Here is a 25,011-nt window from a genome sequence, read left to right as displayed (position 1 = left end):
TCATCGCAAATCTCGTCCACGTTCCCGAAAAGACGAAACAACGCTCATCGCCCGAACACTCAAACTGCTCGCCGTCCAATCCCTCGCCAATGCTCGACGTCTTACGAAAGCCCGAGTACACGGGCGAGAACAGGTGTTGGCCCTGTACTGCCCTGAACACCGTTTTTCTCTTCCTCGCGTGCGCGGGAGTAGCTACACTATTGCCAACGAACCGCACACGACGGCTCGGAATTGCCTCGGCCCTCGGACTCGTCGGTGGCGGTGTGATTGCCCTCCGGGGCTATCTCGTTCCCGGCACGCCGCAGTTCGCTCCGCGGATCACCGACGTACTCGAAGCAGAACGTTATCGACAGGGAACGACCGACCGCCCAGCAGAGGTCGGCTCGTTGGTGGGAGAACTGGACGACGATGCAAGCGAACAGGTGGTCGAGACGCTTCTCGACGCAGGTGTCGTCCACGCCGTGGGCGACTCACTTCACTTGGACGAGGGATTCCGAACCGACTGGCGTGCGGCGATGACCTCCGTTCGAGATGCAGATCTCGGTCGGGCAGTGCGCGAAGCGACACCCCAACCAGTCGACGTCGAACTCGCAGAAGGTGGCGATTGGGTCATCATCTCGACAGGCGGTCTCGAAAGCGAACAGTGGCTCACGCGACCCGTCGCGATCGCCGAGGTGGCCGCGGTGCGGGCACTCGCGGGGTACGGAATCGACCCGGACGTCGGCGTGCAGTCGGCCTCGGCACTGCGGGCGTTTCTGCACGACTGCCCGAACTGTGACGTCGAACTCGAAGCGACGACAGCCAGCGGCTGTTGTGGCAGTGAGAGGAGTTCCCTTTCACCCCCCGACGACGTGCTGGCCTGTCCGTCGTGTGACCAGCGCGTCTTCACGTTCTAACGCTCATTGCGTCCGGGACCGGCGTTATCGTTCGTATGCCGGAGGTTCGTCAGTCCCGATCCGGATCTCGTGTGCTTCGATATCCTCGAGCGCGGCAACCTGCCCGCCGACCGTGATCGGCCCGTTCTCGGTTTCGACCGACATCCCGGCGACGCGCTCGCCGCCTTCGAAGGAGAAGCCGACGACCTTGCCCCGGACGACTCGTTCCTCCCCGCTTTCGATGTCGCGGCCCTTGATGGTCGCGTAGAACTCACCGTCGAGTCCCTGGATCTCCTTGACGCAGCGTCGGATGGAAGCGTATCGCCGGGGGAACTCCCTGTCGGTTCCGTCGGCGAAGAGGGTGCGCTCGGCGGTGGTCCAGAGGACGGTGCCGAAGAAGCCGGAGACGAGAAAGCCCAGTGCAGAGCGATTGAAGATGACGCCGTAGCGGTCGCGATCGTCGCGCAGGGCGTCCTGTGTGGCGTACATCGAGTACTCGCCGTCCGCGACTGCGATGACGGGCGTGGTGATCCCTCGGCGAGCACGAACGGTCGTCGCAACGGTCTCGTATGCGAACTCCTCGGGTTCGGGTGCTTCTGAGGCGGGTGTGACGAGCAGTTCCGTGCTTACGCCGGATTCGATCGCTGCCGCGAGGTCGTCTTCGAATCGGTCGAGCAGGTCGGGTGTCAGCGAAAGCGCAAGTTCGTACTCCGCGGCCTCGATGACGTCTTCGAGGTAGCGCAGGATGGTGGAGCGTGATTTCACCAACGAGACGGCTTCGGTATCCCGTGTCGGGGCCGTGTAGCGCGCTTCGAGGTTGCTGATCATGTCGTCGAGCGACGACTGCACGTCGGAGAAGGCTTCCTCGGGATCGATGGCGATGACCTTCATCGGGCGGGATTCGCGGAGTTCGACCAGCCCTCGATCGCTCAGACTTCGGACGGTATCGTACACCCGCGGTTGCGGGATGTCCGTGCGTTCCGCGATCTGGCTCGCAGTCAGCCGCCCGTGTTCGAGCACCGTGAGATAGGCGTCGATCTCGTATTCCCCGAGATTGAACCGTTCTCCGACTCGTTCGAGTGTCAGATAGAGGTCGTCGGAGCTCATTATAAACTGCAAATCGACGGGGGACTATAGAACCCACCTTTTCGCACCCACCTTTCGTTGCGGTCGGGTGTCAAAGCCGGCGCCATGTGGCGCCGGCTTTGACCTCCCTCCCTCGCAAAAGCTGGACCAAAAGCAGCGGAAGACGTTCCTGGTCGCTGACGCGCGACAGCGAGCAACGCGAGCGGTAGGCCGGTGACACAACCGTCAGAAACCAGCAATCCACACGACCGCCGGAAATCAGCAGACCTCCCAACTGCCAGAAATCAGCAGGCCACCCAACCGCCAGAAATCAGCAGGCCACCCAACCGCCAGAGGCTAGCCCACTCACCGGAAAATCTTCGGTTTTCCGGGCCAAGGAACCCCCGAAGGAGCGTAGCGACCGAGGGGGTGACGCCGTGCTTTTGGTCGAGCTTTTACAGGGAATGCGAGACGGCTGTACCGTCTCGTTCTGTCACGGGCGTCGCCCATGAAGAAGCCGTCAGAAGCGACGACTGCCGTCGCTTCTGACTGCGACCGTCATAAAAGGTCGTAGTTAAAAGGTCGTGCTCACATGTACATCCGGTCGTCCGGGCGGTCTGTTTCGCGGGCCGATTCGAGTCGGGACGCGAGTTCCGCGTAGTACTCGCCGACCTCCTCGGCGAACGCCTCCAGTGGTCCAGTATCGACGGTGAGGTCGTACACGTCGCGGATGGCATCGATGAGTCGCAAGGCAGCCTCCACGTCGGGAGTCTGGGCGTGGACGGGCGTGGTAAATACCCCGGTTGCGAGTGGCGAATCGATGCCCCGACCGATGAGTGTGGCATTCACGCCGTCGAGGAACCCCCGACCCATCCCCGGAATACCCGTCCCGTCGAGTCGTGTCTCTCGGTAGTCGTCGGTGGCGATGTAGAACACCCGGTGTTCTTCGGGTCCGTGTGGAACCGGGACGCCGGAGAGGACGGCGATCTCCTCGACGCCGTTCGTCTGCGTCCAGTCGAGGATGGAAGTGGCGAACGAGTCGGCGGCCCAGACCGGGACGAACAGTTCGCCGACGAGCATCGTCACGTCGAGGTCTGGCCGCGAGAACAGCCGGGTGTGGTGTCGTGGCCGTCCGTTCTCGAAGGGCGTGATAGAGGGCAGTTGCTCGGCGGTGACGTGGCCCGTCTGTTCCAGGTCGAGCTGTTGGACGAGATAATCGACCGCGGTCAGTCCGGCCAGTCCGAACTCCGAGAGGCCAACCAGGAGGGTTTCGTTCGGTTCTTCGTCGTGACTGAACTCGAACGATGCGTGTGTCGAGTGTGGCTCGGAAGCCATGGTTCGAGTTCGGCGTGCCGGGGCTTATTTCGTTCTCACATCACACCGACAACTCGAACACAGACACCGACACCCCGAATTCAGAAATAGCGAGGTTTTACTTGGCCCGGTGAGAGGGGAGAGTTATGCCGACGCTCGGAGACCAACTTGGCGCCCTCCACCAGTGGCTTGGAGAGGTCGGTGCCACCAAAATTGCAGGTGGCATCATCGTCACGGATGTCGTTCTCGCTACCCTGTACGTCGTACTCGGGTGGTACGTCTCGAAGTTGGCCGTCAGTACCGTCGGACGACAGGTCGCCCGACGATTCCGCAGACCGAGCATCACGAAGACGATCCTCCGGGGGATTCGCGCGACGATCCTGTTCGTCGCAGCCGGGTTCGCAGCGACGCGGTTGGGCCTGGGGCAGTCAGACATCCTGGTGTCGGTGACGGTGTTCTCCGCCGTGGTCGGTCTCGTCCTCGCGCCTATCGTCGGGAGCGTCATCAACGGCCTGTTCGTACTGGCTGACCAACCCTACGAGATCGGCGACCTCATCGAACTCGTCGGGAGCGGTCAACCCGAAACCGGAACACAGGGGTACGTCGAGGACATCACCCTCCGATACACGAAGATATTCACGCTGGAGAATACTTTCCTCGTCATCCCCAACGCGACGATGCGCGAGCGCGACGTGATCAACTACTCCGCAGAAGATACGCGCTCGCGTCTCTCGCTTCCACTGCTCGTCACCTACGAGGGCGACCTCCAGGAAGCGCGAGCGATCATGGAACGGGCAGCACGTGAGACGCCGGAGGTAGTTTCGGGCGGGCCGGACATCCGAATCGGAAGTGCGCGCTATCCGAGCGAGCCGGTGGCCCACATCGGCGATTACGCCGACCACGGCGTCCTGCTCCAACTTCGCTACTGGGTGAAAGACCCCTACTACATTCGCCGTGTCCAATCACGGATACTGGAGCGCATCTGGGACGAGCTAGAGGACGCGGACGTGGAGATCGCCTATCCCCACTCGCATCTCGTCTTCGACGACAACAGTGGAATCGCGCAGGTATCCGTCCAAGGCGAGCGACCGTCGCAGCCAGTCGAGTTCGACGACCGCTAGAAAACCGTCGTTAGCCGACCGTTATGAGCTCACAATCGACCTTCTCACGGAGGAAGTTCTCGATGTTCGGGTCGTCTACCAGTCGCCGGATCGCTCGACGCCAGCGCCCCATCTGTTTGCGTCCGATGACCACGACATCGGCCCGTGTCGCCGCGATCTCTTCGAGGATGGTCTCTTCGACCAGAAATCCATCGCGGACGACGTATCGAGCGTTGGGGAGGCGACCGAACGCCGACTCGACGGTGTGCTTCAGGTCGGTTCGTGTCGTGCCGTTCCCGCGATGATAGAGGTTGACGTGTAAGACTGTGAGATCTGCGTCACGCTCTTCGGCCACGTCGAGGGCTTCGGCGAGCGTCCGGCGGGAGTGGTTCGACAGAGGGTAGCGAACCGGAACGAGGACGCGAGTCATGTGCGGGTGGAGGAATCCCACTCGTGAGAACCTTACTATCGACGCACGATGCGACCATCGATCTTCGGCTCGACGCCGAATTCGCGGGCGTAATCTGCTAATACTTCGTACTGCACGTCACCGGTCGCCACTCGATGGCCTTCGTGGAGTGCCGGAAACTCCCTGTCGGTGTGAAGGAGATACTCGGTCGTGGCGAGGGTGTACGTCGCGTTTTCGTTGATCGGTTCGCCACCGACGGTCGCCGATTCGAGGTCGCGATCGGTCCGATTCCAGATCAGCTCTGCGCCACTCAGGTGCGCGTGCCACCAGTCCGGTTCGCCGAATGCGACGGTCGCACCGTGGGATTGTCGGAGCACGTCGAGCAAATCCGAACCGGAGAGTTCCGCGACGGCGACGTGCTCCTGAAACGGGACGACGCTCACGAGGTCGGCCACCGTCACGTCTCCTGCCAGCGACCCGCCTTCGCGGATGCCACCGCTGTTCTGTAATCCGATGTCTGCGTCGGTCGCCCAGCGATAGGCGTCGGCGACGAAGTTGCCGATCCGACTCTCGCAACGGAACGTCGTCGCTTCGGTTCGCTCGATGGGGTCGTCGACGGTTGCGACCACCGTGTCGAGTCCCGCCGTCGCCATTCGTTCACGCATGGTCGCTGCCACCGCGTCATCTCGTGGTGCGTCGACGACAGGATGACGGGTGACGGTCGGGTCGGAACTGAACTCGATTTCGAGGAGGACGCGACCGTTCACACCTGGGCGGGTCAGGAGCGTTCCGTCCATCCGCTCGATTTGCTCGGAGTGGACGTGCCCTCCGAGGATCACGTCCACGTCCACGGTGGCTGCGAGTTCTTCGTCACCACGACCGAGATGAGAGAGGGCGACGACGTACTCCGCGCCTTGGTCGTGGAGCTGGGAGACGGCGTCTCTGGCGGCTGGGATGGGGTCTGCGAAGTGGAGGTCGATCGCTTTCGGGTTCAGAGCGGGGGTCTGGGGGTCGGTTACTCCGAAGAAGCCGACGCGCGTTCCGTCTACGTCGCGGATCGCATGGGGGAGCGTCCCGGCATCCGCGGCGAATCGGTCGCCGTCTTCTCGAACGTTGGCAGTGAGCCACGTCTGAGGGGAGTGGCGAACGAACTCGCGGGCGCGGTTTGCGCCGTAGTCGAAATCGTGGTTGCCGAACGTCTCGAAATCGGGCGAGACCGCGTCGAAGAAATCGAGTGCCTGCCGACCTTCGGTGACGAGCGAGAGGACGCCCGGCGCAGTGTTGTCGCCGGTTCCGACCACGAACGTTCGGTCATCTCGGAGACGGTCGATACACCCGGCGAGGCGACCGATGTGGTCTGGGTCGTCATATGCGTTCTCGACGTCCGAATAGTGGAGGAGACGGAGAGCCATCGCCGAGGTGTCTCAGTCGGAGGACATGATTCCTTCGATGTGGATTCCTTCGATGTGTTCAGTATCCCTAAATTGTTGGAGTGACAAGCGAATCGTAATGGACGAAACGACGACATCGGAGGGAGACACCGTCTACATCAACACATCGGAGGGAACACGCGGATCGAACGGACCGTTTTACGTCGTCTATCGGTCACCCGAGGGGGAGCGTCGGTACGGCTACTACTGTGCCAACTGCGAGACGCTCGACAACGCGATGGATTCGATGGGTCGTATCGAATGCAACCAGTGTGGAAACCTCCGGAAGGCGACGGAGTGGGACGCAGCACACGAATAGGTTGGGCAGTCCGCTTACCCCTGAGGCACCCCGAGCGCAGGTATGGCTTCGACCGATCAGCAACTCGTAGACGAACTGGAGAGCAGGATCCGGACGCTCACGCTCGCCGACGCAGTACGACTGGTCGAGACTCACCACACCGATCAACCGACGGGGGTGGAGCGCGGCGTGATGTCGTCCTACCTCGACGCTATCGCGTACGGCACGGACGCCTTCCCGACCTCGTTCGAGGATGCGCTGACCGACGCGCGATCGTGGCAGGGTGATGGCCACATCTACGAACTCGGTGACGGGCGAGTGAGTGCATATCCACCTCGGTGGCACGACCACCTCGACGATACGACCGACCTCCGCGAGTATCTCCGCGTGCTCGGGGCTGCTGTCGGGACGACGAAAGGAGATGAAAACGAGACGATCGTGCACGATGGCGTACAGGAAAAGATGCTGTTGAACGTGGCAGCGGCTATCGGCGGCGTGGAGACCGAACACGCCCGCAACCGACTCAAAGAACTCCGGGACGAAGGCGAGTTGAAGGCCTATCCTTCCCAGCACCCAAATCCGTGGTTGCAACTCTCCTAAGGAGATTTATTTCTATAATCTGAATCTCTAACTACGTCTCCCAATATTTGCAAGAACACTTATTATCCGGTGTGTGCTACCCCTAAGCGGATGGCCCCTGTTAGCACACCACCGGCCAAGGAGGCCAGATCGATTTTCGACAGTCTCGGCTACGAAGTGCTGGACGAAGGCGACGAGTTCCGGGCTCGACGGAAATGGCGGGAAGTACGAGTTACAGCGCTCACCGACTCTGCAGACACACCGAAACGAGGCGAACTCCGCTGTTTCGTCACGTGGGCAGAGAATGCATCACAGCTCAGACGGGAGTTGCGCGAATCCAATCCCGAGTACGAGTGGGCGATCATCGCCGTTCGAGAAGGCGGAGACTACGAGGTCGCGCGAGCGCCTCCGTGCACAGTTGCGGTGTAGGTACGGCCGGAACGGTTCGGCCCTCTGAAGCGTCCCGGTTTTTTATCGACTGTGCTGAACTAGTTCTCGTTTCGCGTTCTCTCGGTAGTCCCGGTTGCACTTTCATCTGGAAGCCATCGAATCGAGTACGAAGACACAAACCACGAGAGAACCAACGGCCGGTCGAGACGATGGACGACCACACGCGCGACCCGACTGCCGACCCGCCACCCGCCGACCAGACCCCGGCGGGGTGGCTTCCCGAGAAAGAACTCTGGGAACACGGCACCTTGCGCCGGGCGACGAGCCACGGTGTGCGTCTCTACAACTCCGGGGCGTTCCACGAGAGCCACGACTGCTTCGAAGATGAGTGGTACAATTACGGGAGTGGGACCACCGAAAGCGCCTTCCTCCACGGGATGGTGCAGGTCGCGGCGGGGGCGTACAAGCACTTCGATTTCGAGGACGACGGCGGGATGCGGTCGCTGTTCCAGACCGCGCTCCAGTATCTCCACGGCGTTCCGCGAGATTTCTACGGCGTGGACGTGACGGACGTACGGACGAAACTGACGAACGCACAGGACGACCCGACGGTTCTGCACGGCTGGCAGATTCCGCTTGATGGAGCGTATCCCGAGGCACGAGAGGAAGATTACGTCTATGCCGAGACGCTGGAGTAGCTTCGCTGGTTCATCTCCTTACTCGGCGGCGACCAAGAGGGTGGGGACTACGAACGCTCGTACACCGAGATCCAGCCGTCGCTCTTGATCACGACACGGTAGTCACCGTACTCGAACTCCGCAGTACTGACGCTATCGCGGCTGTGCCCCTCGACATACGGCCCGAAGAATGCGTCTTCGAGTGCAGTTACGTCGACACACTCGTACAAGATTGGCTTATCTACCTCGGTCAGAGAGACGCCTTCGGCGTCGGCGATAGCGGAGATGATCGTCGTCGTGAGGTCGTGTCGTCCGTCTTGATCGTACTGTGCTTGCTGAACAAGGTTCCATTCGCTCTCCTCACTGACGCCGGTATCGTCGCCGTCAGTTGCCTTCGTCATCGAACTCACTCCGGGCGTGGGTTTCCTGATCGGCGTCGAGACTCGCCCCGACGCCTGCCAGTGCGGAAACCACCTGCTCGGTGTGCTCGCCGGGATGGATCGTCTCGTTCGCTTCGTCGAATTCGATGACCTTCTCGTCGACCAGTTTCGGGACGTGTACGTGATAGAGCGATGCGTACGTTTTTTCGATCTCGTCCTGTGGAACCTCTCCTTTGGGGATGTCCATCTCCCACGCGGCAACCTTGGTTGCGACCTCGGTGAGCGACCATTCGTTCTCCGAGCCAAGAGAGTAGAGTAGATAGCGCCGTCGTGAATCTGCGAGCGACGTGAATACGTGCTCTAACTCCAATACCCCTTGTCGAATCTCCGGCACTCCCGTTCGAACCGCCGGTGTAGAGTCGCTATCGGAGACAACCTCCGATAGCGACTCATCTCTGTTTGATTCTCGCTCGGTCATAGCGTCTCTTTGGGCCGGTCTTCCATCAATGTTCGCACTATGATTTTCACCAAACAAATAATTTCGTATATTATATTGGCATCGAAGCCGACCCTCATCAGATTACAACTCTGCGAACATGATGGTGGTCGCTCCCCGAACTGATTGCGACCATCCAGCAGAGAAAATCTTCGACGTAGTTGCCTTAGGTGAAGACGAGTGTAAAGTGCTTTCAGGCTCCGCCACTTCCTTCCATTAAATGCGCATCGAGCAGTTAGGCAAGGGGACACCGGAAGTCGCCGTCGTCGGAGGAATCCATGGCGACGAACCGTGTGGCCCACGTGCCATGGAACGACTGCTAGCCGAAGACCCGGACGTGGAGCGCCCGGTGAAGTTCGTGATCGTGAACGAACGTGCGCTGGAGCTCGGGGTTCGATACGTGAACGAAGACTTGAATCGCGTGTTCCCCGGTGACCTGGATGCCGAAACCTACGAGCGCCGACTGGCCCACGAACTACTCGCCGAACTCCGTGACTGTACCGTGCTCTCTCTGCACTCCACGCAGTCGTACCCCGAGCCGTTCGCACTCGTGGACAAGGTGAACGCCGTCGCACGGTCCATCTGTCCGTACCTTCCGGTCTCGGAACTGGTCGAGACGGACCGGTTCACGAAAGGGAAACTCATCTCGCATCCCCACACGCTCGAAGTCGAGTGTGGACTCCAGGGGTCGGAGGAAGCGGTGGAGAACGGCTACCACCTCATCCGTGGGTTCCTCGCCGGGACTGGCGTGCTTCCGCTTCCGGAGGGGAAAAATCCGGTCGAAGCGGGTCACCGCGACGAGGTGACGGTCTACCGGATGGATCAGCCAGTACGGAAGAACGGTGGTGCAGAGTTCGAGGTGTTAGTCGAGAACTTCCGACACGTCGAGGCGGGCGAGGTGTTCGCAACCTCCGACGGCGAGGAACTGATCGCAGAGGAGGCGTTCGTCCCGGTGTTGATGTCGGCCTACGGTTACGAGGATATCTTTGGCTATACCGCAGAAGAGCTCGGTGTGCTCGGCAACTGAACACCGTGCTCGATACCTGATCACTCTTTTTCGGGTGCGAACTCCACGAGGGTCAGATCCCGGTCGAGCATACAGTAATCGTGTGGCGGCTCACCGACGATCTTTCCGATTCGATACTCCTCACCGAATTCGGCTCCGGCGGGTTCGCAGAATTCGTGGCTCGGACAATCGGTGTGCGGACACGGCCCTTCGAGTTTCGCCTTGCTTCCGGCGTAGGCGTTCTTCGCGGGGACGTTGGCGCGGACGCTCGTCGGCTCGACTTCGACCGCGGTGACGCCATCGTCGTGGACGCCACATGGAAGTGTCTGTGCACCTTCTCGAACGTCGATGACGCGATATTTGACCCCCTCTGAGAGGTTGAGACACTGGTTCCGGTAGGGACAGCCCTCGCAAGCAGTGGCCTCGCCGCGATAGACGAACTCCTGACCGGCTTCGGCGAGACGGGTTCCGATAAGCGTGATAGTAGACATGGTCGGGCGTAGGGTGGGGGGTCGGTTAAGCCTCTCGCCCCGTCAATTCGTCCAATCGGTCGAGATACTCCTCCCGAGGAATCTGGTAGGACTCACGATACGCGACCTCCCCCTGCGCGAACTCGGTGGCGAGTTCGATGGCGGCGTCGAGCGCTTCATCGCGCGTGGTGAATCGTGGCGTCTTCGAGAGGGTCACGTCCGGTTCGAGGTAGAACTTGAGATACCACGAGTCGGTCGCCCGACGCTCTTGTGGCGGGCGGTTCGGTGTCCCCTGTGTCAGATAGATGGTGGGCAGACACTCGGGCGGATACTGCTTCGTGTCGAACACGTCCGGGCGATACGCGAGGATGCACCGACCGTCGGGTTCGTCGTTCCAGACGACCCAGGACTCTGGCAGTTCTTCGAAGGACATACGCGAAGGTTGCGGATGCACGAGGGTAAGGTTTGTTTGTCGGGTCGAAACCGGGCGCTAGTATATAAAAGGTGGACTATTGAAGTTTTCACCACTTAACGTATTCTGGGCTTTCAGGCGTCGCAGGTCGTATGTTCTCAAATTTACTGTTCTTAATCTAAATCAAAAGAGTCTTGTGGTTGGGCAACAGTTATATATCTCCTCATCCCATCTATTAAACAGTATCGGGTGGTAGTTGCCCACACGGTACATGGTCTCGAACCACACTCTGGCCACGAGGAAGATTCGTTGGAACGCGCCGACTGGCCTTCGGGTAGAGTGGTGGATGGCACGCACATGATTCCCCGACAGATACAGCAGTCCACTCGGGCGCGACAGTCGTCGCCCGGACAACCCCTCGTGAGAGCCATCCCATCGTTCCGACCGATACAACTTAGTGGGTGTACCCCTACTACGTATTCCCGCCGGAATTTGACCGCCCGGTTGGTCTCTCTCCCCCTCGGTCTATCCGGTAATCCCAACCAACAAGTGATACAATGAAAGGTGACATTGAAACGCTGGAAGACCTCAGCCGAAGCTACCAGGAATCGATGCCTGAAGACCTCCGCGAAACGAAGTCGTTCGAGTGGTATCTTCAGGAGGTATACGACGATCCGAAGATCGCCCGGAATGCACACCAGCGCGTCGCCGATATGTTCGACTACTACGGCACCGAGTACGACGAGGACTCGGGTGTCGTCGAGTACCGACTCGCGTCCGAAGATCCCCTCCACGACGGGGAGAACACGTTCTACGGACGTGAGATTCACCGCGCGATGCACGAGTTCGTGAACAAGGTGAAAAGCGGTGCGCGTGGGCTCGGCCCCGAAAAACGCATCAAACTATTACTCGGCCCCGTCGGGTCGGGGAAATCCGACTTCGACCGACAGGTTCGAAAGTACTTCGAAGACTACACCCTTCGCGACGAGGGTCGGATGTACACCTTCCGGTGGACGAACCTCTGTGACGTGATCAAAGACCAGGATCCGGCAGACGACGTGGTTCGGTCACCGATGAACCAGGACCCGCTGGTCTTGCTCCCGGTCGAACAGCGCCAGACGGTCATCGACGACATCAACGAGCGACTCGACGCTCCGTACACCATCAAGAACGAGCAGGCCCTCGACCCGGCCAGCGAGTTCTACATGGACTCGTTGTTGGCGTACTACGACGACGACATCCAGGAAGTGCTCGAAAACCACATCGAGATCGTCCGTCTCGTCGCAAACGAGAACAAGCGACAGTCCATCGAGACGTTCGAGCCGAAGGACAAGAAGAACCAGGACGAAACCGAGCTCACGGGCGACGTCAACTACTCGAAGATCGCCATCTACGGCGAGTCCGACCCGCGAGCGTTCGATTACTCCGGTGCGTTCTGTAACGCCAACCGGGGTATATTCAGTGGGGAGGAACTGCTCAAACTCCAGCGGGAGTTCCTCTACGACTTCCTGCACGCCACGCAGGAACAGACCATCAAGCCGAAGAACAACCCGCGTATCGACATCGACCAGGTCATCGTCGGTCGGACGAACATGCCCGAATATCGGGACAAGAAGGGCGACGAGAAGATGGAGGCGTTCAACGACCGTACCAAGCGCATCGACTTCCCGTACGTCTTGGAGTACGAGTCGGAAGCCGACATCTACCGGAAGATGCTCCGGAACGCCGACGTGCCAGACGTCCACATCGAACCGCACACCCTGGAGATGGCCGGGTTGTTCGGCGTGCTGACGCGCATCGAGGAACCGGACACCGAGATGGTCGATCTCCTCCAGAAGGCGAAAGCATACAACGGCGAGACCGAGGACAGCGACGACGTCGACGTGAAGAAACTCCGCGAAGAGGCCGAAGGTAAAGCCGACATCGGTGAAGGGATGGAAGGCGTCTCGGCTCGGTTCATCGGCGACGAGATCGCCGAGGCGATCATGAACTCCACCCACCGAAGTCGCGGCTTCCTCAGTCCGCTCTCGGTGTTCAACCACTTCGAAGAGAACCTCGAAAATCACGGCTCCATCCCGGAGGAGAACTTCGAGACGTACTACCGCTACCTCGAAGCCGTCCGCGGTGAGTACCGCGAGCGAGCCATCGAGGACGTGCGCCACGCACTGGCCTACGACATCGACGAGATCCAGCGACAGGGCGAGAAGTACATGGATCACGTGATGGCCTACATCGATGACGCCACCGTCGAAGACGAGTTGACGGGGCGCGAGCAGGAACCCGACGAGAGTTTCCTCCGCGCTGTCGAGGAGAAGCTCGAAGTCCCCCGCGACCGGAAAGACGACTTCCGGCAGGAGGTGTCGAACTGGGTGTCACGGCGTGCCCGCGAAGGGTCGCCGTTCAACCCCCAGGACAACGACCGTCTGCGCCGTGCGCTTGAGCGCAAGCTGTGGGAGGACAAGAAGCACAACATCAACTTCTCGGCGTTGGTGTCGGCCAACGAGATGGACAACGACGAGCAGAACGCCTGGATAGACGCACTGATGGAACAGGGTTACTCGCGCGACGGTGCGAAGGAGGTGCTCGAGTTCGCCGGAGCCGAGGTCGCCCGCGCCGAAATGGAGGAGTAACCAGTGTCCGAAGGCATCGACTACATCGCCGACGCCGACCACGAACTCCGAGAGACCTACGAAGAGCCGATGAGCCTCGCGGAGTACGTAGACGCCGCGTTCGAGAACCCGACCATCGCCTCGCACGCGAGCAAGTATCTCCTCGAAGCCATCGAATCGATGGGCACCCGAACGGTCGTCGAGGAGGGTGACGAAAAGGAACGCTACCGCTTCTTCGACGACCCGCACAACGATGGCGAACACGCCATCCTCGGGAACACCGAGGTGTTGAACGCATTCGTGGACGATTTGCGTTCCATCGCGGCCCGTCGCGGCAAAGAGGAGAAGATAATCTGGTTCGCCGGGCCGACGGCGACCGGGAAGTCCGAACTCAAGCGATGTCTCGTCAACGGACTCCGCGAATACTCGAAGACGCCCCAGGGACGACGCTACACCATCGAGTGGAACATCGCCACCGCGTCCGAACCCTCCGGTCTCACCTACGGTGACGAAGCAGTCGCGTCGAACGAGGAGAACTGGTACGCGAGTCCGGTGCAGTCACATCCGTTACTCGTGTTTCCGCCGACGGTGCGCGAGGAACTGCTCGAAGAACTGAATGCCAGACTCGACGACCACATCGACATCCAGGTCGATGGCAAACTCGACCCGTTCAGTCGAGAGGCGTACAACTATCTGGAAGAACAGTACCGACGCAACGGCGAAGAGGAACTGTTCACGGCCATCACCGACGCTGCACACCTCCGGGTGAAAAACTACGTCGTGGATATCGGCGACGGTATCGGCGTCCTCCACTCGGAAGACAGCGGTCGACCGAAACAACGGCTCGTCGGCAGTTGGATGCAAGGGATGTTGCAGGAACTGGACTCCCGTGGCCGCAAGAATCCGCAGGCGTTCAGCTACGATGGCGTGCTCTCGCAGGGAAACGGACTGCTCACCATCGTGGAGGACGCTGCCCAGCACGCAGACCTCCTCCAGAAACTGCTCAACGTTCCCGACGAGAAGTCGGTAAAACTGGACAAGGGTATCCAGATGGATATCGACACACAGTTGCTCATCATCTCGAATCCCGACCTCGAAGCCCAGTTGAACCAGCACGCCGAAGCGGAGGGTGCTGACCCCCTTCGCGCGCTCAAACGCCGACTCGACCGCCGTGAGTTCGGTTACCTGACGAACATCAGTCTGGAGGCTGAACTCATCCGGCGTGAACTCACCAACGAGACGGAGGTCTGGCAAGCGGACGTGTATGACGAACTTGAAGCCCGCATCAGAGAACCGATTCCCGTTACGGTGAGAGACGAAGATTCCGTGCAGGAACGCGAAATCGCGCCACACGCCATCGAGGCGGCGGCACTCTACAGTGTCGTCTCGCGCCTGGACGGAAGTGATCTCCCCTCCGGACTCGACCTCGTGGACAAAGCCATCCTGTTCGACCGGGGCTACCTGCTGGACGGCGACGAACGGATCGACAAGGACGATTTCGACTTCAACGACGATGCAGCAGACGGGTCGGGCGGCATTCCGGTCACCTACACCCGCGACATCATCGCTGGATTGCTGAACGACGTGCGTGACCGCCACCATCCCGAGTACGCCGTCGAGCAGGTCATCATGCCACGCGATGTCCTCAACGCGATGGCGGAAAGCATCGGTGACGCGCCGGTGTTCTCGGCGGCGGAGCGCACCGAGTACGAGAACCGTCTCGTGCCGGTGAAAAATCACGTCTTCCAGCAACAGGAAAGCGACGTCCTCGACGCGATCATGCGTGACCGACGGGTGGACGAAGAGACGGTCGGGGAGTACATCGAGCACGTCTACGCGTGGGCGACCGGAGAAGTGGTCGAGAACGACCGTGGCGAGCGCGTCGAACCGGACGCACTGAAGATGAAGGTGTTCGAGACGGAACAGCTCGGTCGATTCGGCCCGGAGGCCTACGAGGTGAACCACGAACCCAGTCCTGCGGTTGCGGAGTTCCGCCGGAACAAGGTCATCACCGCGCTAAATCGCCACGCCTGGGAGAGCCGGAACGACGACTTCGAGGTTGGCGACATCGAACCGAAGGAGGTGCCGGTCATCAAGACCGTGCTGGCGAACAACGACTGGGACGACGTACGCCGGGTATACGAGGACTTCGAGCCTGGACATTGGGAGAATCCGCCGACGAACACCGAGACGGCCGAGGTCAAGGAGAAGACGATACAGAATCTCCAGGAGCTGTTCGGTTACTCGCCCGCCTCGGCCGAACTGACCAGCCAACACGTCATGAACCAGGTGAGCTACAAATGGGACTGAGAGACGACCTCGAACGGTACCGTGAAGTCGGCGAAGAGCGCAGGGAAGACCTCTCTGAGTTCATCCAATACGGCGACCTCGGACAGAGTCTCCCCGACGAGATCCACATCCCCATCAAGATCGTCGATCTCCCGGAGTTCCAGTACGACCGCCGCGATAGAGGTGGCGTCGGACAGGGGAACCCGGACGTCGGCGACCCGGTCGGTCAGCCCCAACCACAACCCGGCGACGATGGCGAGGAAGGCGAACCCGGCGACGAGTCGGGCGAGCACGATTACTACGAGATGGATCCCGAGGAGTTCGCAGAGGAGTTGGACGACGAACTCGGACTCGAACTCGAACCGAAAGGGAAGGAGGTCATCGAGGAGATCGAGGGCGATTTCACCGACGTAACGAAGACCGGTCCCGACAGCACCCTTGACTTCGAGCGGATGTTCAAAGAGGGGCTGAAACGCAAGCTAGCGATGGACTTCGACCCCGACTACGTCCGCGAGGCGATGGGGGTCGAAGACTGGGGACCGGACGAGGTGTTCCAGTGGGCGCGAGAGAACAGCCTCACGGTCTCGAAACACTGGGTCGAAGAGAACTACGATGCGCTGTCGCAGGACGAGCGCACGAAGTGGGAGAGCATCGAGGAGATGGAGCGCGAGGTGACGCCGACGAGCACGGCCCAGAAGATCCGGGAGGAAGGGATTCGGCACATCCCCTTCCGCAGGGAGGACGAACGCTACCGCTACCCCGAGATCATCGAGGAGCGTGAGAAGAACGTGGTCGTCGTCAACATCCGCGACGTGTCCGGGTCGATGCGCGAGAAGAAACGCGAACTGGTCGAGCGCACCTTCACGCCTCTCGACTGGTATCTCACGGGGAAGTACGACAACGCCGAGTTCGTCTACATCGCCCACGACGCGGAGGCGTGGCGGGTCGAACGCGACGAGTTCTTCGGCATCCGGTCGGGTGGCGGAACGAAGATATCGTCGGCCTACGAACTCGCCCAGCACATTCTGGAAGAGGAGTACCCGTGGACGGATTGGAACCGGTACGTGTTCGCGGCAGGTGACAGCGAGAACAGTCGGAACGATACCGAGGAGAACGTCATCCCGCTGATGGACTCGATACCGGCGAACCTTCACGCCTACGTGGAGACTCAGCCCGAAGGGAAGGCCATCAACGCGACCCACGCCGAAGAGGTGGAACGACATTTTGCCGACGCGAACAACATCGCGGTCAGTTACGTCAACGGCCCGGAAGACGTGACGAACGCGATCTACGAGATATTGAGCACGGAGGAGTCATGAACGAACGTATCGAAACCCAGCGCGAGGCAGAACGGGTGCAAGAGCCGGTGGTGGAAGCGCGAAAACTCGCACAGAAACTCGGTCTCGACCCGTATTCCGTCAAGTACTGGATCGTCGACTACGACGAGATGAACGAACTCATCGCCTACGACGGGTTCCAGGAGCGATACCCACACTGGCGATGGGGGATGAAGTACGACCGGCAGCAAAAACAAGGCCAGTACACCGGCGGCAAGGCGTTCGAGATCGTCATCAACGACGACCCTGCGCACGCCTTCTTACAGGAGACGAACAGCCTCGCCGACCAGAAGGCGGTCATCACGCACGTCGAAGCTCACTCCGATTTCTTCGCCAACAACCGCTGGTATCGGATGTTCGCGGACGAACTCGACGCAGCAGCCCTCCTGGAGCGCCACTCGGATCGAGTCCGGTCGATCATGGCCGATTCGGAGATCGACCGCGAAGCTGTCGAAAAGTGGATCGACAACGTGCTTTGTCTCCAGGACAACATCGACCAGCACCAGGCGTTCAAACTCCAGCACAAGAAGGACGACGAAGAGACGGAGACGGACGAACTCGGCGACCAACTCGCCGAGATGAACCTCAGCGACGAAGTGCGCGACGAAGTGTTCGACGAGGAGTGGCTGGAAGAACAGCGCGAAAAACGTGCTGGAAAGCTCGAAGAACCCGAGAAAGACCTGCTCGCGTACTTCCTCGAACACGGGCGGGCCTACGATCCGGAGGAGGGCAAAGCCGTCGAGATGGAAGACTGGCAGAAAGAGGTGCTGGAGATGCTCCGGACTGAGTCGTACTACTTCGCCGCCCAGAAGACGACGAAGGTGATGAACGAAGGATGGGCGGCCTACTGGGAGTCGATGATGATGGGCGAAGAGTCCTTCGCGGGCGCAGACGAGTTCATCGAGTACGCAGATCACCAGGCCCGCGTGCTCGGCTCACCTGGGCTGAATCCGTACAAACTCGGCAAGCAGTTGTGGGAGTACATCGAGAACACCGAGAACCGCCGGGAAGTCGTTCGAAAGCTCCTGCGCGTGAAAGGAATCACGTGGCGGAACTTCCACGACGTGGTGGATTTCGATCAGGTGCAAGAACTGCTCGAACCCAACCCGGTACTCGACGCCGTGGACTTGGAGATGCTCGCCGACCTCGAATCGCTCGACCCGGCGAAGATCGACGAAGAGGGGATAGAGCGCGCGAAAGCTGGCGAGATCGACGTGGATGCACATCCGTGGAAGGTGCTCTCGTACGAGGGGCTGGCAGAGCGACACTTCTCGCTGTGTAAACTTCAGAACCGGGAGTTCCTCGAAGCCATTCCACAGTCCGACTTAGAGCAGTACGCTCGGTATATGATGGACGATGAACGCTACGAGAGCGTCGAAGAAGCCATCGCCGAGGTCGACTACGCCTCCGGGTGGAACCGGATGTACGAAGTTCGGGAGAGCCACAACGACGTGACGTTCCTGGATGGGTTCCTGACGAAGGAGTTCGTCACCGACAACAACTACTTCACTTACGAGTTCAGCCAGACGACTGGTGATTACCGGGTGACGAGCACGCAGTACGAGGACGTGAAAAAGAAGTTGATGCTCCAGTTCACCAACTTCGGTAAGCCGACGATCGCGGTATACGACGGCAACTACAAGAACCGGAACGAACTGCTGCTCGGCCACCACTACAACGGTGTCATGCTCGACATCCCGCAGGCGACACGGACGCTGGAGCGCATCTACGAACTCTGGGGTCGCCCGGTGAACTTGAAGACCATCGTCAAAGATGTCGACGAGCGTGACGCCGAGATCGCTCGGCGACGCGACCGCGAACCAGAGCCCGAAGAGAAAGGAAAACTCCTGCGCTACGACGGCGACGAGTTCGAGATGGAAGACCTCCCGTGGAGTGAGGTCGAAGACATCGCGGCGACGGAAGTCGATTACAACACGAAGCCTGACGAATGGCTGGCCTGACGAAGTCTGACGAGTGGCTAGCTCGACACGTACACTTTTATCTCGCCACCATCGACGAGGACATCGTATCCGTTGTACTCGAAGCTCGCATAGACGGAGACTGCTTCGCGTACCGTGAGCCGCTGGAGTGCGTCGACGTTGATGACCTCGGAGAGTACGGGCCGTAATTCCGTCGGTGGAACGTCGAGGACAGCTCCGAGCGCCCGCGCCAGCGTCACGACGACCGAATCGCGGGCCGTGCCGTACACCGTCCAGTACGCTTCGTCTTCCGTATCTACCGACGTATGTGTCATGAGATTCTGCGCATCCGAGATGAGCGGTTTCGCCGCAGGTGGTGTGTCGTCATCTCCGGCGAGTCGGACGTACCGCTCCAGTTCGTCTTCGCTCACGGTCGCAGAGATGGTGTCACCATCGAGTTCGATGACGCCGACGTCGACCAGTTTCGGCAGATGGACGTGGTGAAGGGTGATGTGCACTCGTTCTCGTGAATCTTCGCTCGCCGAACCAGTCGTCTCCCACTCGGCGATCTGGTCGGCAACCGACGACACGTCCGCGGTGTCGGCCACTTCGGCGAGGTACCGGCAGACGAACCGCCGCCGCCGGGACTCGATGAGGCTCGAAAGCACGTCCGGTGAGATGGGTGGGTCGGGCTGCGTCGAGGCGCCCACGGTCGTATCGAACACCGACCGTAGCATGGCGATCGTCGCTTCGCCGTACGCCTCTTCGTCGAGGTGGAAGTGGGCGATTACGCCGATCGACCGAAAATAGTCGGTGAGCGAACGAAGAAATCGAAAGGTGACGGTTCGGTCGACGTAGTGGAGTAACGTGGTAACGGAGTTGAAACAGAATATCGTCTTCCGGTCGTCCGTTGCCCACTCGTCCAGGAAGAGGTAGATCGCGGTCTCGAGCCGACCGAGTGCGTCGGGTCGGGAGAGCGCCACGACGTTCTGGTTGTCGGTCGGTTGCAATCCGTGGGTTCCCTGCCGTAATCCTGAGTCGGTTTCGACCGTGATGATTCCGAACTCGGCAGGCTCCTCACCGATCAGGGAGTTCCAATGCTGGAGCAACTCTTCGGGAGACTGCTCGTAGGTGACTACCAGGACGTTCTCGTCTTCGGGACTGCCGGTCGTCAATCGGTCGACGCAATCGGCTGCGTCGTTTGTACCGATAGCTCCGGTGAAAAGAAGATCGATCGTAGAGGGCTGGGGCGAATCGGCTACATCCTTCATGCCTTTTTATAATCTGTTAATAATTTCCCACCGTCTCCCAGGGAAGCTATCGTCAGACGTATCAAGAAAAAGCGTTCCATAATAATAAAGATACCCACTCGGATAGTTGAACTGTTCTGGGCGCAACACTCGATTGAAGCGTTCCTTGTACAGTTTTCAACCTTTATAGGGGTTGTTTGTTCTTGCTAGAAGATGATATTTTCGATGTAACTCTGTGGAGTCCAATGGGTGTTACCCTCCGGACTCGATGACGATCTCCCCATCACGCTCTTTGAACACGACGATGTCACCTTCTTCGAACTCGACGCCCTTATCTGCGAATGCTTCGCGCACGTCTTTGATGAGGCTGATGCGCCACCGCTGAGCGATCGTCGTGGTCCCCAATATCTCTTCGTCCGTGCTCATGTGAATCCTGTTGGAAATAGCCGGGGTTATGGATTTGTAGCTACATCGGCTATTGTGACGACAGTGACTAAATAGCGTTTCTTACCGGCGATTCGAACATCATAGATGGTTCTTCGTTTTGTACTGAATCTAATGCCGGTTCGTTTGTACGATGGCCAGAAACCCCTGGGTCGTTCACGGCATCGTCGTTCGCGGAGTATGTTACGCCATGCTCGCCAAATTTTCCATCGCCAAAATGCTCGGTAGGGGATTTGAACCCCTGTCCTCGGCTCGAAAGGCCAAGATGATTGGCCGGACTACACCAACCGAGCGTACCGCGCTTGGTGCGCATCAATTCGTTTCTTCGGGACTAGTTTAAACCTTCCGTTATCGGGCGACAGCGCCCGGATTCCGCGTCAATTGGTGGCACCCCGTACGGGGATGCCACAGCCCCGGTGGTTACTTCCCTTCGAATTCGGGGTCGCGCTTGCCCATGAAGGCCGTGATGCCCTCCATCAGGTCGTCCGTACTCATCAGGTGGCCGAACGCCTGCGCTTCGATCTCGAGACCGGCGTCCGTGTCCTCCCAGCCTTTCAGCATCGCGCGCTTCGTCAGTTTCTGGGCGATCGGCGGCCCGGCAGCGAGGTCGGCGGCGAGTTCGAACGCGCGGTCTTCGAACTCCTCGTTCGAGACGACCTCGTTGATGAAGCCGTAGTCGGCCATCGTCTCGGGGTCGAATCGGTCTGCGGTGAAGATGATCTCCTTCGCACGCCCCTCGCCGACGATGTGCTGGAGGCGCTGTGTGCCACCCCATCCCGGCAGGAGTCCGAGGTCGTGTTCGGGTTGACCGAGTTCGGAACGTTCGCTGGCGATCCGGAAGTCGGCGCAGGTTGCCAGTTCCATCCCACCGCCGAGGCAGTAGCCGTCGATTCCGGCGACGACCGGCATCGGACAGGATTCGAGTTTGCCGAACGTCTCCTGGCCCTTGCGCGAGAGATCGACCGCGTTGAGCGGGTCGGCACCGCCTGCGGCCATACTCTGTACGTCGGCACCGGCGGAGAACGCTTTTTCACCCTCGCCAGTGATGAGGATGGCGCGAACGTCGTCGTCTTCGACCATCTCGTCGATGGCGACGGAGAGTTCGTCCAGCAGTTGACTGCTGATGGTGTTCATGCGGTGTGGGCGGTCGATGACGATGTTCCCGATCATGTCGCCCGGTTTCTCGATCCGGATGGTCTCGAACTCGACCGCTTCCTCGTCGTCCTGCTCGTAGAATCCGACACCGGCACGCTCTTCGAGATAGTCGGCTGGCTCGTAGCGTTCTGCACCAGTCTCCTCGTGCAGTTCTTCGAGCGTTTCGAGCAGCGTGTCGAGTCCTGCGTCGTCGGCCATCCGGGCCGGGCCTTCGGGGAAGCCAGCCCCGAGCATGACCGCTTCGTCGATCTCGCTCGCGGGCGCGACGTCGTTGCCGACGAGTTTCGCCACTTCGTTCGCCATCAACGCCTGGAGGCGATGGACGATAGCTTCGTTTCCAGCGCCGGTCGGGATGTCGGCACCGCCGTCTTCGTAGTCGTAGAAGCCCTTGCCGGTCTTCTTGCCGAGATCGCCTTCCTCGACCTTCTGCTCCAGCAGTGGGCAGGGTTCGTAGGCGTCACCAAGCACCTCGTGCATGTATTCGAGGACGTGATAGCCCACATCGATACCCACCTGGTCGGCGAGTTCGAAACTCCCCATCGGGAGACCGATTTCGAACTTCGTGGCGCTGTCGACCTCTTCGATAGTCGCGTCACCGGATTCGACCATCCAGGCTGCCTCGTTCATCAGGGGAACGAGCACGCGGTTGACGATGAAACCGGGGCTATCTTTGCGAACGCGGACAGGCGTCTTCCCCATCTCCTCGGCCAACTGCTCGGTCAGGTCGAGTACGGTCTCGTTCGTGTACGCGCCCGTGATGACTTCGACGAGTTGCATCCGAACGGGCGGGTTGAAAAAGTGCATCCCACAGAATCGATCGGGGCGGTTCGTGACCTCCGAGAGTTCCGTGATCGAGAGACTGGACGTGTTGGTGGCGAAGACCGCGCGGGCGGGTGCGTACTCCTCCAGTTCGCCGTACACGTCCTTCTTGATGTCCATCTTCTCCGGGACGGCCTCGATGACGAAGTCGGCGTCCGAGACTGCCTCCTCGAAATCGACGAGTGGCGTGACACGATCCAGCGCCGCATCCGCCTCCGCTTCGGTAAGCTGGTCTTTCTCCGCGAGCTTGTCGAGGCTCCACTCGATCTGGTCGTAGCCATTCTGGACGAACTCGTCTTTGATGTCACGGAGATTCACGTCGTAGCCTGCGAGCGCCGCGACTTCCGCGATTCCGTGGCCCATGTTTCCTGCGCCGAGAACTGCAATGGTGTTGATGTCTTCTATCTCCATGCTCGAATGGTCAACACGAGGGCGTTTCAAGGTTTCTCTATTTGAGATAATAAACTAGCTACGAGTTTATAGCCGGTTACAAAACGATTTATTGATGGCCCCGTAATGCCTTGTCATGGACTTCGAACTGACAGACGAGCAGAAAGCCGTTCGTGACGAAGTGCGCCGGTTCGCAGAAAACGAGATCCAGCCCATCGCCAAAGAGTACGACCAGGAGGAGAAGTATCCCTGGGAGATCATCGACAAAGCCGCAGAGATGGGGCTGACCGGCGCGAACATCCCTATCGAGTACGGCGGTGCTGGCTACTCCCCGCTCGAAGTCGCCATCATCATCGAAGAGTTATTCGCCGTGGACGCCGGTATCGGCCTCTGTGTCACGAGCACCGCCTTCGGTGCTGACGCCATCCGTGAGTTCGGGACGGAAGAACAGAAAGAGAAGTACCTCACCCCGGTCGCGGAGGGCGAGGCCATCATGGGAACCGCCATCAGCGAACCCGACACCGGCTCCGACGTCTCGTCGGTCTCCACCTCCGCCGAGAAGGATGGCGACGAGTGGGTCATCAACGGAAACAAGATGTGGATCACGAACGGGTCGGTCGGTGACTTCTTCGTCGTGATGTGCAAGACCGACCCCGAAGCCGAAGACCGCTACTCCGGGTTCTCCCAGATCATCGTCGAATCCGACCGCGACGGCTTCGAGGCGGACAAGATCACCGGCAAGCTCGGTATCCGTGCCTCGGACACCGCCGAACTCATCTTCGACGACGTGCGCGTCCCCGAAGAGAACCTCGTCGGCACGCGCGGCATGGGCTTCCTCCAGCTCATGCAGTTCTTCGACGAGACCCGAACCGCGGTCGCCGCACAGGGTGTCGGTATCGCCAAGGGTGCCTGCGAGCAAGCTCTGGAGTACGCACAGGAGCGCGAACAGTTCGGTCGCTCCATCAGCGACTTCCAGGCCATCCAGCACAAGCTGGCCGACATGCACACGAAGACGGAAGCCGCACGTAACCTCACCTACAAGTCGGCGTGGAGCGTGACGAACACGGACGACCAGTTGACCCAACTCGCGTCGATGGCGAAGGAGTTCTCCTCTCGCGTGGCTGTCGAAGTGGCCGACGAAGCCGTCCAGATCCACGGCGGATCGGGCTACGTCAACGACTTCGACGTCGAACGCTTCTACCGCGACGCGAAGATCACGCAGATCTACGAAGGGACCACAGAGATACAGAAGAACATCATCGCCCGCGAACTGCTCGGGAAGGGATTCTAACCGCTTCCCACCAGTTGCCTAATTGCTTAGGCGCCGCTCTTTTCTTTGTATCTGACTTTTGTGAAGTCGATGTGCGCTGACTCGTCAGACACGCCGAAAGTGGGGTTGCGAGCGAACGGCAACGGGTCAGACCGACTCGACGCGACGATGGAGTTGCTGGCAGACCGGCGGCGGCGTCAAATGCTGTACCATCTCCGGGCACGAGGGGGATCTGTGGAATTCGACGAGCTGGTCGACCGGATCGCGATCGAGGAAGGACGGACGACCGAGAACGATTACAAGCGAATCCGAACCGAGTTTCGTCACAAACACCTGCCGAAGATGAAAGCACTCGGTGTCATCGAGCGCGACGACGACGAGATACGCCTCTCCCAGTCTGTCTCTTCGATAGAACCGTACCTCGACCTCGCCGCCGATTTCGAACGATAACCGTCGCTCAGTCCCCGAGGAGCCACTCGAATCCATCGATCACTGCGGTCTTCCCGCCGGTTTCGACGATACCACCGTGTCCTGGAATCACTCGGTCGAAATCCCACGCCAGTACGTCTCGTATCGAGCGCGGAGAGCGCACCGTTCACCCGCCGTGAGGAGAGATAGTTTCTGTTCC

General features: G+C 60.0%; 25 protein-coding genes and 1 tRNA gene. 13 read left to right on the top strand and 13 right to left on the bottom strand.

Features of this window, described 5'->3' with window-relative positions; translation table 11 throughout:
- The first annotated feature begins 89 nt into the window (after positions 1-89).
- Positions 90-896 carry a DUF8054 domain-containing protein gene (locus ACR3FE_RS02805; RefSeq protein WP_472850183.1) on the top strand — a complete coding sequence of 269 codons (807 nt, stop codon included), beginning with the start codon at positions 90-92 and terminating at the stop codon, positions 894-896.
- A 24-nt stretch (positions 897-920) separates the two neighbouring features.
- Here ACR3FE_RS02805 and trmB read toward each other — a convergent pair whose 3' ends face one another.
- Positions 921-1,982, bottom strand: coding sequence for an HTH-type sugar sensing transcriptional regulator TrmB (trmB, locus tag ACR3FE_RS02800; protein ID WP_458205263.1), 1,062 nt, complete (start codon positions 1,980-1,982; stop codon positions 921-923).
- A gap of 546 nt (positions 1,983-2,528) precedes the next feature.
- On the bottom strand, positions 2,529-3,275 hold the full coding sequence (locus ACR3FE_RS02795; RefSeq protein WP_458205262.1) for a proteasome assembly chaperone family protein: 747 nt from the start codon (positions 3,273-3,275) through the stop codon (positions 2,529-2,531).
- 125 nt (positions 3,276-3,400) lie between these two features.
- On the opposite strand from ACR3FE_RS02795, the gene ACR3FE_RS02790 reads away from it, so the two are divergent.
- On the top strand, positions 3,401-4,375 hold the full coding sequence (locus ACR3FE_RS02790; protein ID WP_458205260.1) for a mechanosensitive ion channel family protein: 975 nt from the start codon (positions 3,401-3,403) through the stop codon (positions 4,373-4,375).
- Between the two features lie 10 nt (positions 4,376-4,385).
- On the opposite strand, the gene ACR3FE_RS02785 is transcribed toward ACR3FE_RS02790, so the two are convergent.
- Entirely contained in the window at positions 4,386-4,784 is a 399-nt protein-coding gene (locus ACR3FE_RS02785; RefSeq protein WP_458205258.1) for a universal stress protein, read from the bottom strand.
- A 35-nt stretch (positions 4,785-4,819) separates the two neighbouring features.
- The gene (locus ACR3FE_RS02780; RefSeq protein ID WP_458205256.1) at positions 4,820-6,175 is read right to left on the bottom strand and encodes a bifunctional metallophosphatase/5'-nucleotidase; all 1,356 of its coding nucleotides are present in this window, start codon (positions 6,173-6,175) and stop codon (positions 4,820-4,822) included.
- Between the two features lie 97 nt (positions 6,176-6,272).
- On the opposite strand from ACR3FE_RS02780, the gene ACR3FE_RS02775 reads away from it, so the two are divergent.
- The 4 genes from ACR3FE_RS02775 (at position 6,273) to ACR3FE_RS02760 (ending at position 8,158) form a co-directional block, all read left to right on the top strand.
- Positions 6,273-6,512 carry a DUF5816 domain-containing protein gene (locus ACR3FE_RS02775; protein WP_458205255.1) on the top strand — a complete coding sequence of 80 codons (240 nt, stop codon included), beginning with the start codon at positions 6,273-6,275 and terminating at the stop codon, positions 6,510-6,512.
- Between the two features lie 42 nt (positions 6,513-6,554).
- Complete coding sequence (locus ACR3FE_RS02770) at positions 6,555-7,091, top strand: hypothetical protein (RefSeq protein ID WP_458205254.1); 537 nt, start codon at positions 6,555-6,557, stop codon at positions 7,089-7,091.
- Between the two features lie 90 nt (positions 7,092-7,181).
- Positions 7,182-7,499 carry a DUF7116 family protein gene (locus ACR3FE_RS02765; RefSeq protein WP_458205253.1) on the top strand — a complete coding sequence of 106 codons (318 nt, stop codon included), beginning with the start codon at positions 7,182-7,184 and terminating at the stop codon, positions 7,497-7,499.
- Positions 7,500-7,669: 170 nt separating this feature from the next.
- Positions 7,670-8,158: a DUF309 domain-containing protein gene (locus ACR3FE_RS02760; RefSeq protein WP_458205252.1), complete on the top strand. Its 489-nt coding sequence runs from the start codon at positions 7,670-7,672 to the stop codon at positions 8,156-8,158.
- A 47-nt stretch (positions 8,159-8,205) separates the two neighbouring features.
- Here the strand turns inward: ACR3FE_RS02760 and ACR3FE_RS02755 are convergent, their stop codons facing one another.
- Positions 8,206-8,538 (bottom strand): HalOD1 output domain-containing protein, encoded by a 333-nt coding sequence (locus tag ACR3FE_RS02755; protein ID WP_458205251.1) that lies wholly within the window; start codon positions 8,536-8,538, stop codon positions 8,206-8,208.
- Complete coding sequence (locus tag ACR3FE_RS02750) at positions 8,522-8,995, bottom strand: DUF7344 domain-containing protein (RefSeq protein WP_458205249.1); 474 nt, start codon at positions 8,993-8,995, stop codon at positions 8,522-8,524. The genes ACR3FE_RS02755 and ACR3FE_RS02750 overlap by 17 nt, the downstream gene beginning before the upstream one ends.
- 238 nt (positions 8,996-9,233) lie before the next feature.
- Here ACR3FE_RS02750 and ACR3FE_RS02745 point away from each other — a divergent pair, with 238 nt between their 5' ends.
- Positions 9,234-10,040: a M14 family metallopeptidase gene (locus tag ACR3FE_RS02745; protein WP_458205248.1), complete on the top strand. Its 807-nt coding sequence runs from the start codon at positions 9,234-9,236 to the stop codon at positions 10,038-10,040.
- 20 nt (positions 10,041-10,060) lie between these two features.
- Here the strand turns inward: ACR3FE_RS02745 and ACR3FE_RS02740 are convergent, their stop codons facing one another.
- Both ACR3FE_RS02740 and ACR3FE_RS02735 read right to left on the bottom strand, forming a co-directional pair.
- Positions 10,061-10,510, bottom strand: a complete 450-nt coding sequence (locus tag ACR3FE_RS02740; RefSeq protein ID WP_458205246.1) for a UPF0179 family protein — start codon at positions 10,508-10,510, stop codon at positions 10,061-10,063.
- 25 nt (positions 10,511-10,535) lie between these two features.
- Positions 10,536-10,922: a DUF5820 family protein gene (locus ACR3FE_RS02735; protein ID WP_458205245.1), complete on the bottom strand. Its 387-nt coding sequence runs from the start codon at positions 10,920-10,922 to the stop codon at positions 10,536-10,538.
- Between the two features lie 536 nt (positions 10,923-11,458).
- Between ACR3FE_RS02735 and ACR3FE_RS02730 the strand changes: the two genes are divergently transcribed.
- Genes ACR3FE_RS02730 through ACR3FE_RS02715 form a run of 4 tightly spaced genes read left to right on the top strand, consistent with a single transcriptional unit; the run spans position 11,459 to position 19,097 of the window.
- Positions 11,459-13,531 (top strand): PrkA family serine protein kinase, encoded by a 2,073-nt coding sequence (locus ACR3FE_RS02730; protein ID WP_458205243.1) that lies wholly within the window; start codon positions 11,459-11,461, stop codon positions 13,529-13,531.
- A gap of 3 nt (positions 13,532-13,534) precedes the next feature.
- Positions 13,535-15,820, top strand: a complete 2,286-nt coding sequence (locus ACR3FE_RS02725) for a PrkA family serine protein kinase (RefSeq protein WP_458205242.1) — start codon at positions 13,535-13,537, stop codon at positions 15,818-15,820.
- Positions 15,811-17,118 carry a YeaH/YhbH family protein gene (locus ACR3FE_RS02720; protein WP_458205240.1) on the top strand — a complete coding sequence of 436 codons (1,308 nt, stop codon included), beginning with the start codon at positions 15,811-15,813 and terminating at the stop codon, positions 17,116-17,118. The genes ACR3FE_RS02725 and ACR3FE_RS02720 overlap by 10 nt, the downstream gene beginning before the upstream one ends.
- On the top strand, positions 17,115-19,097 hold the full coding sequence (locus ACR3FE_RS02715; protein ID WP_458205238.1) for a SpoVR family protein: 1,983 nt from the start codon (positions 17,115-17,117) through the stop codon (positions 19,095-19,097). Before ACR3FE_RS02720 ends, ACR3FE_RS02715 begins: the two co-directional genes overlap by 4 nt.
- 17 nt (positions 19,098-19,114) lie before the next feature.
- On the opposite strand, the gene ACR3FE_RS02710 is transcribed toward ACR3FE_RS02715, so the two are convergent.
- From ACR3FE_RS02710 to ACR3FE_RS02695, 4 genes are all read right to left on the bottom strand, one after another.
- Positions 19,115-20,326 carry a DUF7504 family protein gene (locus tag ACR3FE_RS02710; RefSeq protein ID WP_458205236.1) on the bottom strand — a complete coding sequence of 404 codons (1,212 nt, stop codon included), beginning with the start codon at positions 20,324-20,326 and terminating at the stop codon, positions 19,115-19,117.
- 231 nt (positions 20,327-20,557) lie between these two features.
- Positions 20,558-20,731, bottom strand: a complete 174-nt coding sequence (locus tag ACR3FE_RS02705) for a hypothetical protein (protein ID WP_458205234.1) — start codon at positions 20,729-20,731, stop codon at positions 20,558-20,560.
- A gap of 236 nt (positions 20,732-20,967) precedes the next feature.
- Positions 20,968-21,042, bottom strand: a tRNA-Glu gene (locus ACR3FE_RS02700).
- A 127-nt stretch (positions 21,043-21,169) separates the two neighbouring features.
- Positions 21,170-23,134, bottom strand: coding sequence for a 3-hydroxyacyl-CoA dehydrogenase/enoyl-CoA hydratase family protein (locus tag ACR3FE_RS02695; protein WP_458205232.1), 1,965 nt, complete (start codon positions 23,132-23,134; stop codon positions 21,170-21,172).
- A gap of 115 nt (positions 23,135-23,249) precedes the next feature.
- Here ACR3FE_RS02695 and ACR3FE_RS02690 point away from each other — a divergent pair, with 115 nt between their 5' ends.
- Positions 23,250-24,404, top strand: coding sequence for an acyl-CoA dehydrogenase family protein (locus tag ACR3FE_RS02690; protein WP_458205230.1), 1,155 nt, complete (start codon positions 23,250-23,252; stop codon positions 24,402-24,404).
- A gap of 69 nt (positions 24,405-24,473) precedes the next feature.
- A complete protein-coding gene (locus ACR3FE_RS02685) occupies positions 24,474-24,833 on the top strand; it encodes a DUF7344 domain-containing protein (protein WP_458205229.1) in 360 nt (119 codons plus the stop codon).
- 7 nt (positions 24,834-24,840) lie between these two features.
- Here the strand turns inward: ACR3FE_RS02685 and ACR3FE_RS02680 are convergent, their stop codons facing one another.
- The gene (locus tag ACR3FE_RS02680; protein ID WP_458205227.1) at positions 24,841-24,975 is read right to left on the bottom strand and encodes a hypothetical protein; all 135 of its coding nucleotides are present in this window, start codon (positions 24,973-24,975) and stop codon (positions 24,841-24,843) included.
- Positions 24,976-25,011 lie beyond the last annotated feature (36 nt).

This window comes from Haladaptatus rarus, from assembly GCF_054177585.1.
The sequence above is the reverse complement of the archived record's forward strand: the minus strand, read 5'-3'. Positions and strand labels throughout refer to the sequence as shown.

What these genes read in the sequence shown, in the direction of transcription:
- ACR3FE_RS02805 (WP_472850183.1), top strand. Translation starts at nt 90, where the DNA reads ATGCTCGACGTCTTACGAAAGCCCGAGTACACGGGCGAGAACAGGTGT.
- trmB (WP_458205263.1), bottom strand. Translation starts at nt 1,982, where the DNA reads ATGAGCTCCGACGACCTCTATCTGACACTCGAACGAGTCGGAGAACGG.
- ACR3FE_RS02795 (WP_458205262.1), bottom strand. Translation starts at nt 3,275, where the DNA reads ATGGCTTCCGAGCCACACTCGACACACGCATCGTTCGAGTTCAGTCAC.
- ACR3FE_RS02790 (WP_458205260.1), top strand. Translation starts at nt 3,401, where the DNA reads ATGCCGACGCTCGGAGACCAACTTGGCGCCCTCCACCAGTGGCTTGGA.
- ACR3FE_RS02785 (WP_458205258.1), bottom strand. Translation starts at nt 4,784, where the DNA reads ATGACTCGCGTCCTCGTTCCGGTTCGCTACCCTCTGTCGAACCACTCC.
- ACR3FE_RS02780 (WP_458205256.1), bottom strand. Translation starts at nt 6,175, where the DNA reads ATGGCTCTCCGTCTCCTCCACTATTCGGACGTCGAGAACGCATATGAC.
- ACR3FE_RS02775 (WP_458205255.1), top strand. Translation starts at nt 6,273, where the DNA reads ATGGACGAAACGACGACATCGGAGGGAGACACCGTCTACATCAACACA.
- ACR3FE_RS02770 (WP_458205254.1), top strand. Translation starts at nt 6,555, where the DNA reads ATGGCTTCGACCGATCAGCAACTCGTAGACGAACTGGAGAGCAGGATC.
- ACR3FE_RS02765 (WP_458205253.1), top strand. Translation starts at nt 7,182, where the DNA reads ATGGCCCCTGTTAGCACACCACCGGCCAAGGAGGCCAGATCGATTTTC.
- ACR3FE_RS02760 (WP_458205252.1), top strand. Translation starts at nt 7,670, where the DNA reads ATGGACGACCACACGCGCGACCCGACTGCCGACCCGCCACCCGCCGAC.
- ACR3FE_RS02755 (WP_458205251.1), bottom strand. Translation starts at nt 8,538, where the DNA reads ATGACGAAGGCAACTGACGGCGACGATACCGGCGTCAGTGAGGAGAGC.
- ACR3FE_RS02750 (WP_458205249.1), bottom strand. Translation starts at nt 8,995, where the DNA reads ATGACCGAGCGAGAATCAAACAGAGATGAGTCGCTATCGGAGGTTGTC.
- ACR3FE_RS02745 (WP_458205248.1), top strand. Translation starts at nt 9,234, where the DNA reads ATGCGCATCGAGCAGTTAGGCAAGGGGACACCGGAAGTCGCCGTCGTC.
- ACR3FE_RS02740 (WP_458205246.1), bottom strand. Translation starts at nt 10,510, where the DNA reads ATGTCTACTATCACGCTTATCGGAACCCGTCTCGCCGAAGCCGGTCAG.
- ACR3FE_RS02735 (WP_458205245.1), bottom strand. Translation starts at nt 10,922, where the DNA reads ATGTCCTTCGAAGAACTGCCAGAGTCCTGGGTCGTCTGGAACGACGAA.
- ACR3FE_RS02730 (WP_458205243.1), top strand. Translation starts at nt 11,459, where the DNA reads ATGAAAGGTGACATTGAAACGCTGGAAGACCTCAGCCGAAGCTACCAG.
- ACR3FE_RS02720 (WP_458205240.1), top strand. Translation starts at nt 15,811, where the DNA reads ATGGGACTGAGAGACGACCTCGAACGGTACCGTGAAGTCGGCGAAGAG.
- ACR3FE_RS02715 (WP_458205238.1), top strand. Translation starts at nt 17,115, where the DNA reads ATGAACGAACGTATCGAAACCCAGCGCGAGGCAGAACGGGTGCAAGAG.
- ACR3FE_RS02710 (WP_458205236.1), bottom strand. Translation starts at nt 20,326, where the DNA reads ATGAAGGATGTAGCCGATTCGCCCCAGCCCTCTACGATCGATCTTCTT.
- ACR3FE_RS02705 (WP_458205234.1), bottom strand. Translation starts at nt 20,731, where the DNA reads ATGAGCACGGACGAAGAGATATTGGGGACCACGACGATCGCTCAGCGG.
- ACR3FE_RS02695 (WP_458205232.1), bottom strand. Translation starts at nt 23,134, where the DNA reads ATGGAGATAGAAGACATCAACACCATTGCAGTTCTCGGCGCAGGAAAC.
- ACR3FE_RS02690 (WP_458205230.1), top strand. Translation starts at nt 23,250, where the DNA reads ATGGACTTCGAACTGACAGACGAGCAGAAAGCCGTTCGTGACGAAGTG.
- ACR3FE_RS02685 (WP_458205229.1), top strand. Translation starts at nt 24,474, where the DNA reads ATGTGCGCTGACTCGTCAGACACGCCGAAAGTGGGGTTGCGAGCGAAC.